General features: G+C 45.2%; 14 protein-coding genes. 6 read left to right on the top strand and 8 right to left on the bottom strand.

Annotated features, from left to right (window positions below; genetic code table 11):
* Window positions 1-69 precede the first annotated feature (69 nt).
* Window positions 70-1,806 carry a hybrid sensor histidine kinase/response regulator gene (locus Q1A08_RS13875; protein WP_299773910.1) on the top strand — a complete coding sequence of 579 codons (1,737 nt, stop codon included), beginning with the start codon at window positions 70-72 and terminating at the stop codon, window positions 1,804-1,806.
* Window positions 1,807-1,808: 2 nt separating this feature from the next.
* On the opposite strand, the gene Q1A08_RS13870 is transcribed toward Q1A08_RS13875, so the two are convergent.
* The 4 genes from Q1A08_RS13870 to Q1A08_RS13855 form a co-directional block, all read right to left on the bottom strand.
* Window positions 1,809-2,474, bottom strand: coding sequence for a response regulator transcription factor (locus tag Q1A08_RS13870; protein WP_299773907.1), 666 nt, complete (start codon window positions 2,472-2,474; stop codon window positions 1,809-1,811).
* Between the two features lie 259 nt (window positions 2,475-2,733).
* Entirely contained in the window at window positions 2,734-3,201 is a 468-nt protein-coding gene (bfr, locus tag Q1A08_RS13865; RefSeq protein ID WP_299773905.1) for a bacterioferritin, read from the bottom strand.
* A 152-nt stretch (window positions 3,202-3,353) separates the two neighbouring features.
* Window positions 3,354-3,815 carry an NfeD family protein gene (locus tag Q1A08_RS13860; protein WP_299773903.1) on the bottom strand — a complete coding sequence of 154 codons (462 nt, stop codon included), beginning with the start codon at window positions 3,813-3,815 and terminating at the stop codon, window positions 3,354-3,356.
* A gap of 80 nt (window positions 3,816-3,895) precedes the next feature.
* On the bottom strand, window positions 3,896-4,813 hold the full coding sequence (locus Q1A08_RS13855; protein ID WP_299773901.1) for an SPFH domain-containing protein: 918 nt from the start codon (window positions 4,811-4,813) through the stop codon (window positions 3,896-3,898).
* 149 nt (window positions 4,814-4,962) lie between these two features.
* On the opposite strand from Q1A08_RS13855, the gene Q1A08_RS13850 reads away from it, so the two are divergent.
* The 4 genes from Q1A08_RS13850 to Q1A08_RS13835 all read left to right on the top strand — a co-directional run bounded on the left by Q1A08_RS13850 (window position 4,963) and on the right by Q1A08_RS13835 (window position 10,340).
* A complete protein-coding gene (locus Q1A08_RS13850) occupies window positions 4,963-5,244 on the top strand; it encodes a DUF6471 domain-containing protein (RefSeq protein WP_299773899.1) in 282 nt (93 codons plus the stop codon).
* A 355-nt stretch (window positions 5,245-5,599) separates the two neighbouring features.
* The gene (locus Q1A08_RS13845) at window positions 5,600-8,245 is read left to right on the top strand and encodes a TonB-dependent receptor (RefSeq protein WP_299773897.1); all 2,646 of its coding nucleotides are present in this window, start codon (window positions 5,600-5,602) and stop codon (window positions 8,243-8,245) included.
* Between the two features lie 191 nt (window positions 8,246-8,436).
* Window positions 8,437-8,751 carry a hypothetical protein gene (locus Q1A08_RS13840; RefSeq protein WP_299773895.1) on the top strand — a complete coding sequence of 105 codons (315 nt, stop codon included), beginning with the start codon at window positions 8,437-8,439 and terminating at the stop codon, window positions 8,749-8,751.
* A gap of 377 nt (window positions 8,752-9,128) precedes the next feature.
* Window positions 9,129-10,340, top strand: coding sequence for an EAL domain-containing response regulator (locus tag Q1A08_RS13835; RefSeq protein ID WP_299773893.1), 1,212 nt, complete (start codon window positions 9,129-9,131; stop codon window positions 10,338-10,340).
* 5 nt (window positions 10,341-10,345) lie between these two features.
* Here Q1A08_RS13835 and Q1A08_RS13830 read toward each other — a convergent pair whose 3' ends face one another.
* The 4 genes from Q1A08_RS13830 to Q1A08_RS13815 form a co-directional block, all read right to left on the bottom strand.
* The gene (locus Q1A08_RS13830) at window positions 10,346-10,537 is read right to left on the bottom strand and encodes a DUF3094 family protein (protein ID WP_299773891.1); all 192 of its coding nucleotides are present in this window, start codon (window positions 10,535-10,537) and stop codon (window positions 10,346-10,348) included.
* Between the two features lie 30 nt (window positions 10,538-10,567).
* Window positions 10,568-11,341: an exodeoxyribonuclease III gene (locus Q1A08_RS13825; protein WP_299773889.1), complete on the bottom strand. Its 774-nt coding sequence runs from the start codon at window positions 11,339-11,341 to the stop codon at window positions 10,568-10,570.
* A gap of 194 nt (window positions 11,342-11,535) precedes the next feature.
* A complete protein-coding gene (gene bktB, locus Q1A08_RS13820) occupies window positions 11,536-12,723 on the bottom strand; it encodes a beta-ketothiolase BktB (protein WP_299773887.1) in 1,188 nt (395 codons plus the stop codon).
* A 129-nt stretch (window positions 12,724-12,852) separates the two neighbouring features.
* Entirely contained in the window at window positions 12,853-14,628 is a 1,776-nt protein-coding gene (locus tag Q1A08_RS13815; protein WP_299773885.1) for an acyl-CoA dehydrogenase C-terminal domain-containing protein, read from the bottom strand.
* 512 nt (window positions 14,629-15,140) lie between these two features.
* Between Q1A08_RS13815 and Q1A08_RS13810 the strand changes: the two genes are divergently transcribed.
* The gene (locus Q1A08_RS13810) at window positions 15,141-16,130 is read left to right on the top strand and encodes a diguanylate cyclase (protein ID WP_299773883.1); all 990 of its coding nucleotides are present in this window, start codon (window positions 15,141-15,143) and stop codon (window positions 16,128-16,130) included.
* Window positions 16,131-16,299 lie beyond the last annotated feature (169 nt).

The following is a 16,299-nucleotide window of genomic DNA, read 5'->3' as shown; positions in this document are numbered from 1 at the left end:
CTGGCAAGCACATGCACCCAACAGCCGACTCGCGTAAACTGTTTAAAACACTAATATTTGAATTAGAACATGCTAAACAGCCACTTTGATAAGCAACTCGTCGATGCAGAAATACTGCGCTTGATAGCAGGGCAATCTAGGCGGGTTCCCTACCCAATCATCTTGGCCATGGCCTTAATTGCAAGTTTTGCTTGGCAATATATGGCGGCTGAGCTTGTTATTTCCTGGCTATTCTTTTCAGGTTTATGCTTGCTGGTTCGTGCCTTGGTACTTCCAAAGATTGCCTCATACCAAAACGTACAAAAGGCCAATGAGATAGCCATCATGCTCAGTGCTGTGAACGGCATCGCACACGGTAGCTCATGCCTATTCTTCCCCTACTTTTCAGTGTTAGAACAGGCTATTCAGACAATGATCCTGTTAGGAATCTCTGCTGGAGCCGTGGCTACAACTTTTGGCAAACGCGATATATTTATTGCTTATCTACTGCCCAGCTTGCTACCCATCAGCATTATGTGGGCTCTGCGCCCGCATCCTGAAAACCTATTCGCTGGCTATATAGTTTCAGTGCTTTGCTTGATGTTCGGGGTAATTCTACTGAGCTTAGCAAAAGACATGTTTAAGAGCTTCAGCTCAGCTTTTATCGCGCAACAAGAGCAGGCCAAGCTCAACAAAAAACTGCAAGCGAGCCTAACGAGTGAAGCCTCTGCAAATCGGGCTAAAACCCAATTTTTGGCCGCAGCCAGCCATGACTTGAGACAACCACTACATACCGTATCTATCTTTTGCGCTGCCCTTGAGATGCAAAATGAGCAAGAGTCCAACAAAGAAATCATTGAACATATGAATGGCGCTGTAAGCACTCTTAGCAAACAATTAGATGCTCTATTGGATATTTCCAAACTAGACGCTGGCATTACTAAGCCGCAGCTTAAGCAAGTAAATATTAATGCGCTATTCTCGGAACTCGAAAGAGAGTTTAAGCCTGTTGCAAAAGACAAAGGCATCGAAGTTGAATTCATAATAGATAAATCTATAGACATTATGAACGATGAAGTGCTGCTTATCCGAATACTGCAAAACTTGATTGCCAATGCCATTAAGTACAGCGACGAAGGCACTGTTCAGGTTGCATTAATCGAATCTGACAACCTGTGCATTTGCGTTTCTGATAATGGCCTTGGCATCCCTAAAGAAGAGCAGGAAAGAGTATTTGAAGAGTTCTACCAACTACACAACAGTGAACGCGATAGCAGCAAAGGCCTGGGCCTAGGCCTCGCTATTGTAAAAAGGCTTTGCTCTTTGTTAAATATTGATCTGCGACTAGAGTCATCAACTCGTGGAACACAGTTTTATCTACACTTTCCACAACAGGTCGGGCTAAAACCAGAACGCGGCTCAATGATAGAGCAGCCACCAAGTGATGATTTGACGAGAGATATAAAAATTTTATTGATCGATGATAATGTTCAGGTTTCTCGAGCGACTCAGCTGCTTTTAGAAAACATGGGCTTTAACGTTGCTCTCGCTGAAAATAAACAGCAAGCTCTTGAGCATTGGGAGCAACAGAGTATCGATTTTGTGATAGCTGACTTACGCTTGCGCCAACAAGAAACCGGCATCAATATTATTCAAGAGTTACGCCAGAAGAACAGCAATTTGCCCGCCCTCTTGGTCAGTGGCGACACCGCCCCGGAGCGCTTACAGCAAGCCAAAGATGCCGATATTAAGCTTTTACATAAACCACTAGCCAGTAACAGCTTACAAAAAGAAATGATAGAGGAGCTGCAACGCAATAAAAATTAAAACTAAGCCGGTGACATTGAAAATTCTTTCGCCGGAATTAATGCCAGTGCCGCTGTTGCGTATACCGCTTCAGTTCGATTATCAACTCCAAGCGCTTTATAACAGGCGAACAAATGGGATTTAACCGTTCCCTCGGCAATATCTAACTCGCGAGCAATGACTTTATTCGCTTTACCTTGAACAGCTTTCATTAAAACCGCCAATTGGCGGCTAGAAAGATCTGACAAGATCTCTTCTCGCTTAGCTTGGCTCTCTTCATTCCACTGCTTAAGCTCATATTGCCCTAAAACACCGGGGGGCAAATATACCCCTTGTGCCAACACTAATTTAAGGGCCGCCACCAATTCTTGCGGGGATGAGGCTTTTGGAATGTAGCCTGCTGCCCCCTCGGCAATAGCATTGCGAATAACAGAGGCCTGATCTTCGCTTGAGATGAGCACTACAGGGCAGTCAAAATGCTCTCTGACAATATTCAAAGCGCTTAAGCCATCTTGACCAGGCAAGTAATAGTCCAACAAAACAATATCAATTTCGTCAGCATCAAATAACAAAATTGCCTCATCACAGCTACCCGACTCTAGGAACTGTGTATTGAGTTTTAGCCCAGCCAGCAAGTACTTCAAACCACTGCGGAACAAGTGATGATCATCGATGATCAGTACACGCACTTTGACAACCTCTCTGCACACAAACATTTTTCAGCCCTAATGGGAGCTGCAAGAGATTAGAATAAATTGAAACGCCAAATAAGGCTATGATGGCCAGCGAAATTTATTACAAAAATCAGTAATATTCCTGAGTTTTTTATATAAAAATCAGCCTACAGCCGGATTTCTGAAGAGGATTGTTAAAAGCGGGCCTGCTTAGGAGTTAACAATCAAAAGTGAAAAGAATGGCCCCCGTGGAAGGAGAAGGGGCCATTTTGAATTACGCTACTGATTGTAGGTAATTCTGAATACCCATACGATCAATAAGACCCAGCTGCTGACGCAACCAATACTCGTGATCGACTTCAGTATCATCTAGCATCTGCAACAAGGTATCACGCGTTACATAGTCCTTAACAGACTCGCAATGGGCCATTGCTTCTTTCAATTCATTACCCACATGAATCTCGAGGTCCAAGTCACTTTGCAACATAGCCGGGACATCTTGGCCGATGTTCATTGGCGATCGCTTGGCCATATTGGGTACGCCACCTAGGAATAGAATACGGCGAATCAATAAATCCGCATGGCCTAGTTCATCATCACGCTCATGACCGATTCGCTCATACAATTTGGTCAAGCCCCAATCTTCATACATGCGGGAGTGGATAAAGTACTGATCTACAGCCGTAAGCTCATATTCAAGCAGTTTATTCAGCCATTCAATAACTTTGTTATCACCTTGCATAGCGCAAACCTCAGAAAATTTAATTCAGCCCAACAATCATAGCGCCAAAGGAAAACCGCGTCCAGTTTTCCTTATAAATCAATCACTTAGAATTGATTATTAGGCGCATTCAAGAGTGTGTCGTATTCGCTTTCCGGTTTCGACAAATCGATTTATCGCTGCAGTAACTCACATACCGTATTCGTTCCCTCTACAGCGACCACCTTTACTTCGGCCTGATCAAACAAGCTGGCATCGGGTACTATTCCCCACAAGGTATCTCCAATTTTTACCTTTGCGGCTTCTCCGGCTGGCATCAATACAACTCCGTGTGCGCCTAACAAATTGTCCATACGATTATTTAAGTTTTGGTGGTCTGACTGAAAATCCAATACGCCGCGCATTTTTGTCACCGCTAAAAAACTAAAAGCGACAGAACTCACCGAGTAAATAGTAAGAGCTAATTGCCAACTCATCTCTGGCATCAAGATATGAATTAGGCCCGTAAACAAAGCACCTGCTGCTGCACCAAGAAAAAAACCTCCTGGCAAGGCTATTTCCGCAATAAGTAATACGGCGGCTAATGTGAGCCAGTGGTAGAAATTCATATCGGCTATAAATTGGATCGCTTCCATGGTATTACCTCTAATATTTAAGTTTGTTTCTTTGGGAGGCGAAGGGCTCTTTAAAAGAACCCTTTTCAGCTATTTAACTTCTAGGCGACCGTTTTGCTGCTATCTATCAGGTCTTTGATTCCAGCCACTGATCCGATAACGCTTGAGGCTTCTAATGGCATCATGATGACTTTGGAGTTATCCGCACTGGCGATCTCACCTAAGGCATCGACATATTTTTGGGCTACGAAGTAGTTAATCGCCTTCGCATCACCTTCAGCGATAGCGGCACTCACCATTTGGGTCGCCTTCGCTTCAGCCTCAGCCTCACGCTCACGCGCTTCAGCCTCTAAGAAAGCAGACTGACGCTCACCTTCAGCTTTTAAAATCTGTGAACGCTTTTCACCTTCAGCTACATTAATCGCCGCCTCACGCTCACCTTCAGCCAATAGGATTTGAGCTCGTTTTTCACGCTCAGCTTTCATCTGGTTGGCCATCGAATCAATTAGATCTCTCGGCGGAGTAATATCTTTAATCTCGATTCGGTTTACTTTAATGCCCCAGGGGTTAGTCGCTTCATCTACCTTAGTTAAGAGGGCCGTATTAATCGTATCCCTGTTTGAAAGCATGGCATCTAGCTCCATTGAACCCAAGACCGCACGAATATTGGTCATTACCAGATTCTGCATCGCGCGCTCTAGGTTATTCACCTCATACGAAGCTTTTACTGGATCCAACACCTGATAAAAACAAACAGCGTCGGTGGTCACCATGGCGTTATCTGCCGAAATCACTTCCTGAGGCTGCACATCAAGCACCTGCTCCATAACAATTTGCTTGTGGCCAATATTGTCCACTAGCGGGATGATCAACTTCAAACCTGGTTTCAAAGTCCGGGTATATTTCCCAAAACGCTCCACCGTCCATTCCTCACCTTGGGGAACCTGTCGAACCCCTTTAAAGATAAGAACGACACCAAAAGCCACAACAGCCCACACAAACACATTCACATCAAACATAACATTCACCTGTTATTAATCTTTTTTGTTACATATTCTTAACGCAAAATGAATATTATGAGAAAAATAATTTAAAAGCAATTATTGTTACGTATAATTAACAAATATTGGCGCGTAGAACAGCAAACCACTCAAAGAGCGATCAAATAATGAGCAAGATATTCAATAGCCCAGAGATGACCGAAACAATTCGACGCTACTTTGCCATGGAAAAGAATGTGCGCGGTTTGGATTACCGAGAATTGAGCCGCCGACTAGCAGAAGCCGGAGTTGAGCAATCAGAAGGAAACTTGAGAGTTAAAATGACCACTGGAAAGTTAGGCACGCCGCTGTTTTTGCATCTATTGATGGCAATGGGGGTCAAACAGTTAGATATGGAGCAAATAGACACTATTTACCAACAGGTGTGCACTGACCTAGCTGATAATTAGTCATACGGCTTTTAACAGTAAGCTTCGAAATAAGGCGCGAATTAGGGCCAATGGCGCCTAATTAACTTTTATTAACCTTCGGCGATTAGACTTTTTATTTATAAACGAAATTAAAAATAGAAAATAAAGTTATTCTGGGCCTAATTTATAGGTCAATTCCGACCATTCTCTGTCAATTTCTACCTTTTTCATTAACCCTAACTATACTCATCAATAATTAATGGTGATAACAGGAAATAGCTCGTATTCACTGCCTTATGCTTTTATTACACTGATTGCATTGCAGTACCACCTGTAATAGTCATCTCACGATGAACTCGCTACATAAATATAATAATTGCGGAGGAAATCCCACGTGTTGATACACAATCACGCCCGTAAAAAGTTGCTGCCATTGGCAGTTTCAATGATTACCCTTGGCCTTTCTCAAACCGGCATAGCACAGGACCAGCAGTCTGCCGGCGAAATTGAAGAGGTTATGGTTACTGGTTCCTATATTAAAAGCAGCCCAGGGGACGCCGTTGTTCCCGTTCAAGTCATGGGCCGCGAAGATTTAGATGCTATTGGAGCCACCACAGTTGCTGATGTTATTGCTAAATTAGCGATCAGCTCTGGCTCTGAAAACCAATCAGATTCATTCACCCAAGGCTCGACCCAGGGTACCTCAAACGTCAACTTACGCGGCCTTGGCTTAAGCTCTACGCTGGTCTTGATTAACGGCCGTCGCCAAACCATTTCCGGCTCACTAACCAACGACGGCAGTGTGTTTGTTGATACCAGTACGATTCCTGCAGAAGCTTTGGAACGTGTTGAAGTATTAAAGGAAGGTGCAGCATCGACTTATGGTTCTGATGCTATTGCGGGCGTTGTGAACTTCATTCTCCGCAAAGATTTTGAAGGCTTGGAGGTAAATCTAGGCTATCAAACCACTCAAGATGACGACCAAGAAGATAGAGATGTCGGCTTTATCTGGGGCGGCGGTAACGATAAAACTCATGTGACCATCTCTGGCCACTTTTTGGATCGTACACCGCTCAGTGTTGCTGATCGGCCAGAGCTGGCTGATAACGCCATCAGTAGCTTGGGTACGACCTTCTTACCTGTAGCACCGGTGACGGTACCTGATGGCCCTTATGCTGGCAGCTATAGCCCATTTGAAAACGTGCCATTGGCGGGTTGTACGGATACCGCAGGAGGCGTATTAATTCCTCAGCCTAGCGGTCAACGTTGCGGTTTCCACTATGGTCCACGCTTTAACTTGGTTAATACAGAGCATCGTCGCCAGCTGTATACCAATTTAACGCATGAGTTTGACAACGGTATGGAGTTGTTTGCCGAAGCTGGCTGGGCTAACAATAATGTGGAAGACAACCCACAGTCACCGAGTTACCCTTATCTATCTTTCCCGGTAATTTTACCGAATCATCCTGGTAACCCATTTGGTGCTCCAGTTGTATGGCTAGGCCGCCCTCTTGGTGCAGGTTTCCCATCACCTAATGCACCGCGCGAGAATGACAACCGTCGTTTCTCGGTCAATCTAACTGGTGAGTTCGATAATGGCTGGTCATTCGATACCGCGTTGACCTACTCCCAGAACAAATACCGTCAAATTCAGCCAGATACTATTCAGTCTCGCTTAAATGCCGCTTTAGCTGGCCAAGGGGGGGCAACTGGAGATCAATACTTTGACCCATTTAACCCAGCCAATAACAGCCAAGAGTTGATCGACTATCTGTCTTACGATACCGATACTCAACGTACTACAGACTTGATGGTATGGGATGCTGTTGTTGCCGGTGAAATGTTTGAAATGTCTGGCGGAACAGCCGGTTTCGCTTTCGGTGTTCAAGCCCGCCAAGAGAAATATGAAGTTGAAACCGATGATCTTTACGAAATCACGTTTGACGCAAATGGTAACCCAATCCCAGTTGACCTAATCTTCTTGGGTGGTGTTTCTGAGGTTAAAACGGATCGCAGCAGCTACGCAGTATTTGCGGAAACCAAACTTCCAGTCACCGAAGATCTAGAAGTCACCGCTGCCTTGCGTTACGAAAAACTTGATAACGATAACAGTCTTGATCCTAAGATCGCCATGCGCTGGCAATTGAGCGATCAGTGGATTGCCAGGGCTTCTGTTTCTACGTCTTTCCGTGAGCCATCACTGTCTCAGTTAAACGCTACCGCGGTAAGCTTGCAGGGTATCCAAGACTTTAACCCAGACGGAACGCCTAAAGGTGGTGTTGCCTTTATCCGAGTTGCCTCGCAAGGCGCGGCTGATCTGACCCCTGAAGAGTCCACCAACTACAACTTGGGTATAATCTTCCAGCCTACTGACGATCTAGAGCTGAAGCTAGATTACTGGCGTGTAGACTATGAAGATCTAATTACCCAGCAAAGTGCTCAAGGTATTGTTATTGCTAACCCGAATGATTCAAATATCGTTCGCACGCCTAATGGTCAGCTGATTGGTATCAACACTCGTTACTTCAACTCATCTAATGTAGAAGTTGATGGTTTAGATTTTGAAACCACTTGGAGCTTGGGTGATGCCTGGTCTGTTAAAGCTAACTTGTCACACTTCTTAAACTACGACCTTACCCTGGCTGATGGCCGTACCGTAGAAGCCGCAGGTTTCTTTAACCACGACAACTTCGCGCGCTCTCTACCTGAAACTAAGGCGAATATGATCGTAAGCTGGATTGATGAAGATCAGCGTGCCAACCTGGTGCTGAACTACATCTCAAGCTATGAAACCACTCGCGAAGTTCCAGCAGGTGAAAGTCAAAATATTGATTCTTATGTAACGCTAGATGCGAACTACAGCATTAACTTGCCGCTGGGCTTTACTGACGATTCTGAAACCACATTAACCTTTGGTATCAAGAACTTGTTAGATGAAGAGCCACCACGCGTATACGATGCAGCGAACTATAGTTACGATCCGAAGCAGCATAGCCCGCTAGGCCGTACCTTATACGCCAAGGCTAAGTTCCGCTTCTAATACTCTTGTAGTTTTTACATCGATCTCCCTTGAAAGCGGCCAATTGGCCGCTTTTTTTAGCATTACAATCTCTGAGATTCCCTCACTCTAGACTTCTGCCAAGATTGCCAAACATAACTTATAGCAATCTTACAACCGTTTATCGAAAGCAGTGCTATAATTGTCTTTTTAGGCTAAGCACTGGCATAACCGTGAAACCTACCAAGACCAAAGCGGAAATTCGCACGGAGATAGAAGACCAGATTGAACAATTTCTCCGCCATGGAGGAGAGGTGGCCAGCTATCAGAAAGGTGCAAGTGGCTTAGCGGATGGTGCCGGCATCCAAAATAGCTTTAGCCCACGGCAAGTTCAGAGCCGAACACCTGTGGTTGATGTAGTCAAAGCCATCGATTCTCGCCGGCAACCCCAAAAGGCCCCCGCCGCAAGGCGCAGACCTAAGAAAATTTTATTGAAAGATGACTTTGGAGACCCAATTCGCTGGGTTTGGCAAGACAGCAAAGCTTAAAACCGTTAATAGACAGCCTTTCCCCACTGCTTCCTACCCCTCCTTCTAAAACTCGAAATAATCATCAACTCTTAAATAATTACCCATTCATAAGTGCGGATATTATCCCTGCTATTTATTCACATTCTCGTTCTTTGCGACTGATTTTCATTAATTGCTCCCTTTTCTCTTCTCGAATTGAACAAAGCAGCCGATACTCAATCTTAAGATATAACTAAGCGACAAGCCTCTGCTCAGAGCTACACTGCTCTTAAATACTAAACTCGAAAAGCTGTGCACTTCAGTTTGCATACAAAGTTAGCTCATTAGAGTACGGCGCAATATACGCTCGCTAGCTGCAGAAAACAGCCCATCCAATGCTGTCTGGAAATACAAATATGATACAAGGCTTTGCCACACTAAGATGCTTACTGGTAGATGATGACCCTGGAACGCTACTCATACTGAAGCGCCAGCTCGTTGCCTTAGGCATTTTCCAATTAGATGTGTGTAACAATTCTTGTGCCGCGCTAAAGAAATTACAGCCTGATAGTGAATACGACATTGTGTTTTCGGATTTAAATATGCCTGGCGTTGATGGCATTGAGCTCATCCGACATATTTATCAACTGAAGCTTTCTTGTGCATTAGTATTAGTCAGCGGCGAAGACCCTAGAATTATCAACAGCATCAGCCATCTCGCCAGAGAACAAGGCTTACAGTTCCTTGGCGCTATCGAAAAGCCCTTTGAGCAAGAAGATGTAGAAAAGTTGTTATATAAATTCAATGTGAATTTTGAACTAGAACTTGAAAAAGACAGGCCTAACGTTAGCATTTCAGAAATCAGGCAGGCTATTTTAAACAAAGAAATCGAAGCCTATTTTCAACCGCAAATATGCGTAAAAACAGGCCGGCTTATTGGAACTGAAGCCTTAGCTCACTGGCGACACCCAAGTAAAGGCCTTATCACAGCTGATCACTTTATTCCCCTGGCCGAACGCCATGGCCTTATCCAGCTCATTGGCCATTACATTCTTGATTTTTGTTGCATTCAGTTAAAACAATGGCAAGCCAACGGTATCGATATAACCCTATCCATTAATATTTCTCCACTGCACTTAAACAGACTGGATTTGCCCGATGTTTTATGCAGTATGGCTAAATTTCACGGCATTCAACCGCAAAAATTGATTATTGAATTAACAGAAGCCAGCATGCTGGAAGACCTAAGCACCAGCATCGATATTCTATCTAGGTTACGCCTGCGTGGATTTCAATTATCGATTGACGATTATGGTACCGGACACTCTTCTTTAGATAAGCTGCAACAGATACCGTTTAACGAGTTAAAGATTGACCGCAGCTTCATCAAATATGCCAGCGACAATGAAGCCAGTCGAAGAATACTTGAAGCTACGGTAGACCTCGCTAAAAAACTGCATTTGAAATGCGTCGCTGAGGGTGTGGAGTTTGAATCCGATTGGGAGATGGTGAGTAGCTTACAGTGCGATATTGCCCAGGGCTTCTTTATATCACGCCCAATGCCAGCGGCAGATTTTTTACCTTGGGTAAAGAACCAGCAGGCAAGCCATATCGCATTAGGCGCCTAAAAGAATCACACCAAACCTGCATCGATAGCAATCCAGTAACTGATGCCACTCAATACCGTTAACACTAAAATTACCATCGCCAGCAAGCGCAAGGGTTTAAAGGGCTCTCGTTCTACGCTATTCACGCCTGAAGACACAAACTTATCAACCTTTGCTTGATCTTCAGGGCTTAACTTCGGCTCATCGTTATTATTCATATTTGGCCTACATCCGTTAAAATCTGCTGATTATCTTAACACCAATTTATAATCTATCCACATAGGCGCATGATCGGAAAATCTTGGCTCGCGCTGTATATGCCAATCATAAGCTTTCTTAGCGATATTAGGTGTTACCACATGGTAGTCCAGGCGCCAGCCGACATCCTTAGCGAAAGCCTGTCCTCGGTTGGACCACCAGGTATAAACCTCTTCATCGGTTAATTGGCGAAACACATCCACCCAACCAAATTCATCATAGATTTTATCTAGCCAGGCACGTTCTTCCGGCAAAAAGCCCGAATTCTTACGATTGCCCCGCCAGTTTTTAAGGTCAATTTCCTTGTGGCAAATATTCCAATCGGCACAGATAATATATTTCTCACCACAGGCCATCATTTCTTGTAGTCGCGCTTCAAATAGATCCAAAAAACGATATTTCTTTTCTTGGGCTGCTTCTGAACTAGAACCTGACGGCATGTACAAAGAGATCACAGTGACATTTCTAAAACGTGCTTCAATCCAGCGCCCCTCGTTATCGGCAGGGTCCCATCCTAAGCCACGAGTAACTTCACGGGGTTTTACCTTTGAATAAATGGCCACGCCGCTATAGCCCTTTTTCTCAGCATCAAATAAATAGCGGTGATAACCTTCTGGGAAAAAGATCTCATCATCTAGCTGATGTTCCTGAGCCTTAGTTTCCTGCACACAAAGCACATCAACATCTTGCTCGGCAAACCATTCAAAAAAGCCCTTGCGCGATGCCGCACGAATACCATTGGCATTAAAACTCATAATCCGCATGGCGGCACTCCTTAAAAATACGGCTTAAAATTAGAGGCCAGATTAAAACAAATTGCTTGCCAGTTGAAAATAGTCAGTTAAGAATAGCCAGTTGACAGTAGCCGCTTGAAAAGCAAAAAACCGGCACAAGGCCGGCTCTTAGGGAAGCTCTATCCGATTAAACAACAGAGCGGGATATAGTTAGGAAGCTAGACTTAGGCATTGCGCTCCAACAAAATCGCAATACCCTGACCACCACCGATACACATAGTACATACCGCATAACGACCATTGGTACGCTCAAGCTCATAAATCGCTTTTACCGCCATGATAGCGCCGGTTGCACCAACAGGGTGGCCCAAGCTAATACCTGAACCATTTGGATTTACTTTTTCAGAGTCCAAATTCAAGGCATTGGATACCGACAGAGCCTGTGCTGCAAAGGCTTCATTAGATTCCCAGAAGTCGATCTCATCCTTACTTACACCGGTTTTTTCCAGTAGCTGCTCAACCGCAGGAATTGGACCCGTACCCATTATGGCAGGCTCCACACCGGCAACCGCATATCCTTTAATGGTCGCCCAAGCTTTTAAGCCCTTCTCTTCAGCGGCGGCCTTTTCCATCAATACCAAAGCCGCAGCACCGTCATTCAAGCCTGAAGCATTACCCGCGGTTACCGTGCCGTCTTTTTTAAAGGCTGGACGCAAACCTTGCATGCCCTCAACAGAAGCATCACCGCGTACGTGCTCATCCTGTGCAAACACCGATGGACGACGCTTATTCTTGCCTTCTACTGGCAAGATTTGTGATTCGAAGTAGCCGGCATCGATAGCGCGCTGGGCACGTTGATGACTGCTTACCGCCAACTCATCTTGCTGCTCTCGCGTAATCTCAAAACGCTCGGCAACATTCTCTGCGGTAACACCCATGTGATAACCATTCATTGGGCAGCTTAGAACGCCGATCATTGGGTCATACATTTCACCATTACCCATGCGCTGACCAAAACGAGCACTTGGCAACCAGTATGGAATATTACTCATGGATTCAGCGCCACCGGCAACGGCTGCATCACAATCACCCAATAGAATCGCTTGCACGGCAGATACAATGGCCTGCAAACCCGAGCCACATAGACGGTTTACGTTGTAGGCAGGGGTAGTTTGATCCAAACCTGCATTCAAAGCCGCAGCGCGACTCATATACATATCACGACGATCGCCCGCCACAACGGTACCAAATACACAGTGGCCGATATCCGCTTTATCGGCGCCCGAACGCTCTAGAGCTTCTTCGGTTACAATGCTGGCAAGCTCTACTGCTTTAAAATCCTTTAGGCTGCCACCAAAACTACCAACGGCGGTGCGCACGCCACTTAAAATAACAACTTCTCTTTGACTCATTGTCTGCCTCAACTTTCTGGCTGATGTGTAAATATAATGTGTTGTCTTAACTGGAGTTTATACAAGGTACGCTTGCCACCCCAGAAAAGAAAAAAGCCCCTTGCGGGGCTTTTACTAAATAAATATCGCTTAAAACAACTCGGCGGCCAAGCTCATTACCGGCTCACTACCCGCCGCAATATTTTGCTTATGGGTATTGGCCTGTGGCAACAAACGCGCGTAGAAGAAACGCGCTACCGCAAGTTTGCCATCGTAGTATTCATCACTGCCCTGCTTTGCCATCGCCGCTTTCGCCATACGTGCCCACATATAGGCATGAGCTACATGACCAAACTGGTGCAAATAGTCATAAGCAGAAGAACCAATTGTAGCTGGATCATTCGCAGCGTTTTCCAATACCCACTGGGTGGATTCTTGCAAGCCCGCCAAGGCGCTCTCCAAAGCTGGAATAAACTCAGACATATTGTCATCACAACTGGCGATAAACTCATTGATATCTGCGGCAAATAATTCGACAAACTTGCCACCGTTGGCAGCTACCTTACGGCCCATCAAATCCATCGCCTGCACACCATTAGTGCCTTCATAGATTTGACAGATACGCACATCACGAACTAGTTGCTCTTGGCCCCACTCGCGCAGATAACCATGGCCACCAAAAACTTGCTGGCCCAGTACCGTACAATCAAGTGCCTTATCGGTAACAAAAGCTTTGGTAACTGGGGTTAACAAGGCCATCATATCAGCGCCTAGTTTCTTCTCATCACCTTCAGCAAACTTGGATTTGTCCAACCACATAGCGGTGTAATGGTTTAAGGCACGTGAGCCTTCGGTGTAAGCACGCATGGTTAGCAACATGCGGCGCACATCTGGGTGCACAATAATTGGATCAGCGGCTTTTTCTGGCGCTACGACACCATTTGGAGAGCGGCTTTGCAAACGCTCGCGGGCGTATTCAATCGCCGATTGCCAAGAACGCTCTGCGGCACCTAAGCCCTGGATACCAACCACCAAACGCTCGTAGTTCATCATGGTAAACATACAGGCCAAACCTTGGTTAGGCTCACCCACTAACCAGCCTTTGGCGTCGTCAAAGTTCATCACGCAAGTCGCCGAACCTTTAATGCCCATTTTCTTTTCAATGGAGCCACAGCTAACGCCATTGCGCTCGCCAAGGGAGCCATCGTCATTAACCATGATCTTCGGCACCAAAAACAAAGAAATGCCTTTCGGTCCTTTCGGTGCATCCGGTAGGCGTGCCAACACCAAGTGAATGATGTTTTCAGCCATATCGTGCTCACCCCAAGTAATAAAGATCTTACTACCATTAATGGTGTAGCTTCCGTCGCCATTTTCTTTGGCGCTGCTGCGGATAATCCCCAAGTCGGTACCAGCATGAGGTTCGGTCAAATCCATCGCCCCAGCCCATTGTCCCGAGTACATATTTGGCAGGTATTTTTCTTTTAGCTCTTCGCTGGCATGAGCGTCGATTGATAAGCAGGCGCCTGCTGTTAGCATTGGGGCCAAACCAAAAGAAATTGAAGCACCTTGCAACATCTCTTCAACATGGGCTGTCAGGGTTTTAGGCATACCCATACCACCGTACTCAGGGTTACCACCTAAGCCATTCCAACCGCCTTCACAGAAGGTCGCATAAGCTTCTTTAAAGCCATCTGGCGCGGTAACCTCACCATCGTCCCAACGAGAGCCCTGCTCATCCGATTCACGATTCAGCGGGCCCACCACTTCGCCAGCGATCTTAGCGGCTTCTTCCATAATGGCATCGGCGGTATCCACATCCACGGCGCCCGCCAAACCAGGCAATTCTGCCCATAGTTTCTCGGTTTCAAATACTTCTTTTAGCACAAAGTGCATATCTTTTAAGGGAGCTTGATACTCGGCCATGGTGCTTCTCTCACAATGATTATCAGGTATTTATAGACCAATTTAGCCCCAAGACAATACAGCCAAGCGACAGGGACAAAATAGTCATTCAAACAGGTGTTTGAAATTAACCAGATCCCCTTTGAAAGTCAATGACGGTAGTCATTACATTTTGTGCCTGAATTAACCGCCGAAAACCAAACCAATCTATAAAAACTAAAATAGTCCTTATTATTCAATAGCTTACAAACAGAAGACAGCTCACCTAAGTGAACTTAAAAACTTAAGCACCAGCTGGAAGCAAACAACTTGTCGCAAATTTGTTTAAGCGTCGGTTCAAAAGCTATTTGGGGCCTTTAGGAAAACTACCTGTCAGCTAGCCTATATAGCCTTTAGTTTAAAAAGCTTCATGACTTAGACTTTAGCATTAGAAACACCATCTTTAGCTAGCAATAGCACCCCAATCAACTAAGATATATTTAGGCATTTAGGCGCCAACGGCCTAGTCTGCCATTCTAAAAGCGGGGTGTGTTATGGCTTTGTCCAAACGCTGTTTTCGAGTGGATCCGCCCAAGTCATTAGACATTGGAAAGTGGCAGGTAACCGTCGACTTAATATCTAGGATCTACCACACATCCTGTGGGGTAATCGTACAGTTTAAAGGGAATGAGTTTTCAACCATCGTGACCAGTAGTAATCACGATAACTTTCTCTCGCCAGAAGATAGCTGGTCTTGGGAGATAAAGAGCTTTTGCCGCAGAGTGGTAGAAACTCGTGAACAACTCTATGTGAACGATGCCTTGGCTGGTGATGAGTGGACTGATGCCCCACCCGTATGCCAAGGTCCGGTGAGATCCTATCTCGGTTTCCCGATATTTTGGCCTGACGGCCGTGTCTTTGGAACTATCTGTTCGATTGATACCAAAAGCACCAACTACGAAATCAGTTTTATCGAACTTATGCAGCAGCTGCGTGATTTAATCTCTGGTGAGCTACAACACCTGTCAGACATTGAACAATTGCAAAAAGTCGCCACTACTGACGCACTCACAGGTCTATACAATATAAGAGGCCTTAGTAGTCTTGGCGAGAAACGCATCAACGACCAGCAGCGCTTTCATTTAGATCTCGCGGTTATCTATCTCGACATCGACAACTTAAAGCAACTCAATGACAAATATGGTCATGAACAAGGCGATATATGTATAAAAGCGCTCGCCAAATCGTTAAAACTAAGCTTTCGTAAAACCGATATCATTGCTCGTGTAGGGGGCGATGAGTTTGTTGTTTTAGCCCTATGCAACAAAGGGTCTGATATTGAATTACAGCAAAGCTGCGAAGATGTCAACCAGAATTTTTCTGAAAACTTCGCTTCACAATATAGTGACAGCATCAAACTATCGGTGAGTTATGGCATTAAGATATACGACACTATTCAGAGCCTACCCCTTAAAGACATGATTAGCGAAGCAGATAGACTGATGTATGCCCACAAAAACAGAAAAAAGCTGGCCTTGAAGTAAACTAAGTCAGCGGGTTTTATATAAGGCCTAGGCTTGAAAGGTATGTAACGCAGCCAACACCTCTAACCAACAGCTACGGCTGAGGCCTGACCACTTACCCTGATCGAATATCTCGGATATTTGAAACTATTCCCAGCTTTAGCAATCATAATTCCATCCATAAATTCAG

Origin of the sequence: uncultured Pseudoteredinibacter sp. (assembly GCF_947500695.1) — a bacterium.
Classification (GTDB): Bacteria; Pseudomonadota; Gammaproteobacteria; order Pseudomonadales; family Cellvibrionaceae; genus Pseudoteredinibacter.
Note: the sequence above shows the minus strand (reverse complement) of the source record. Positions and strands in the feature narration are given on the sequence as shown.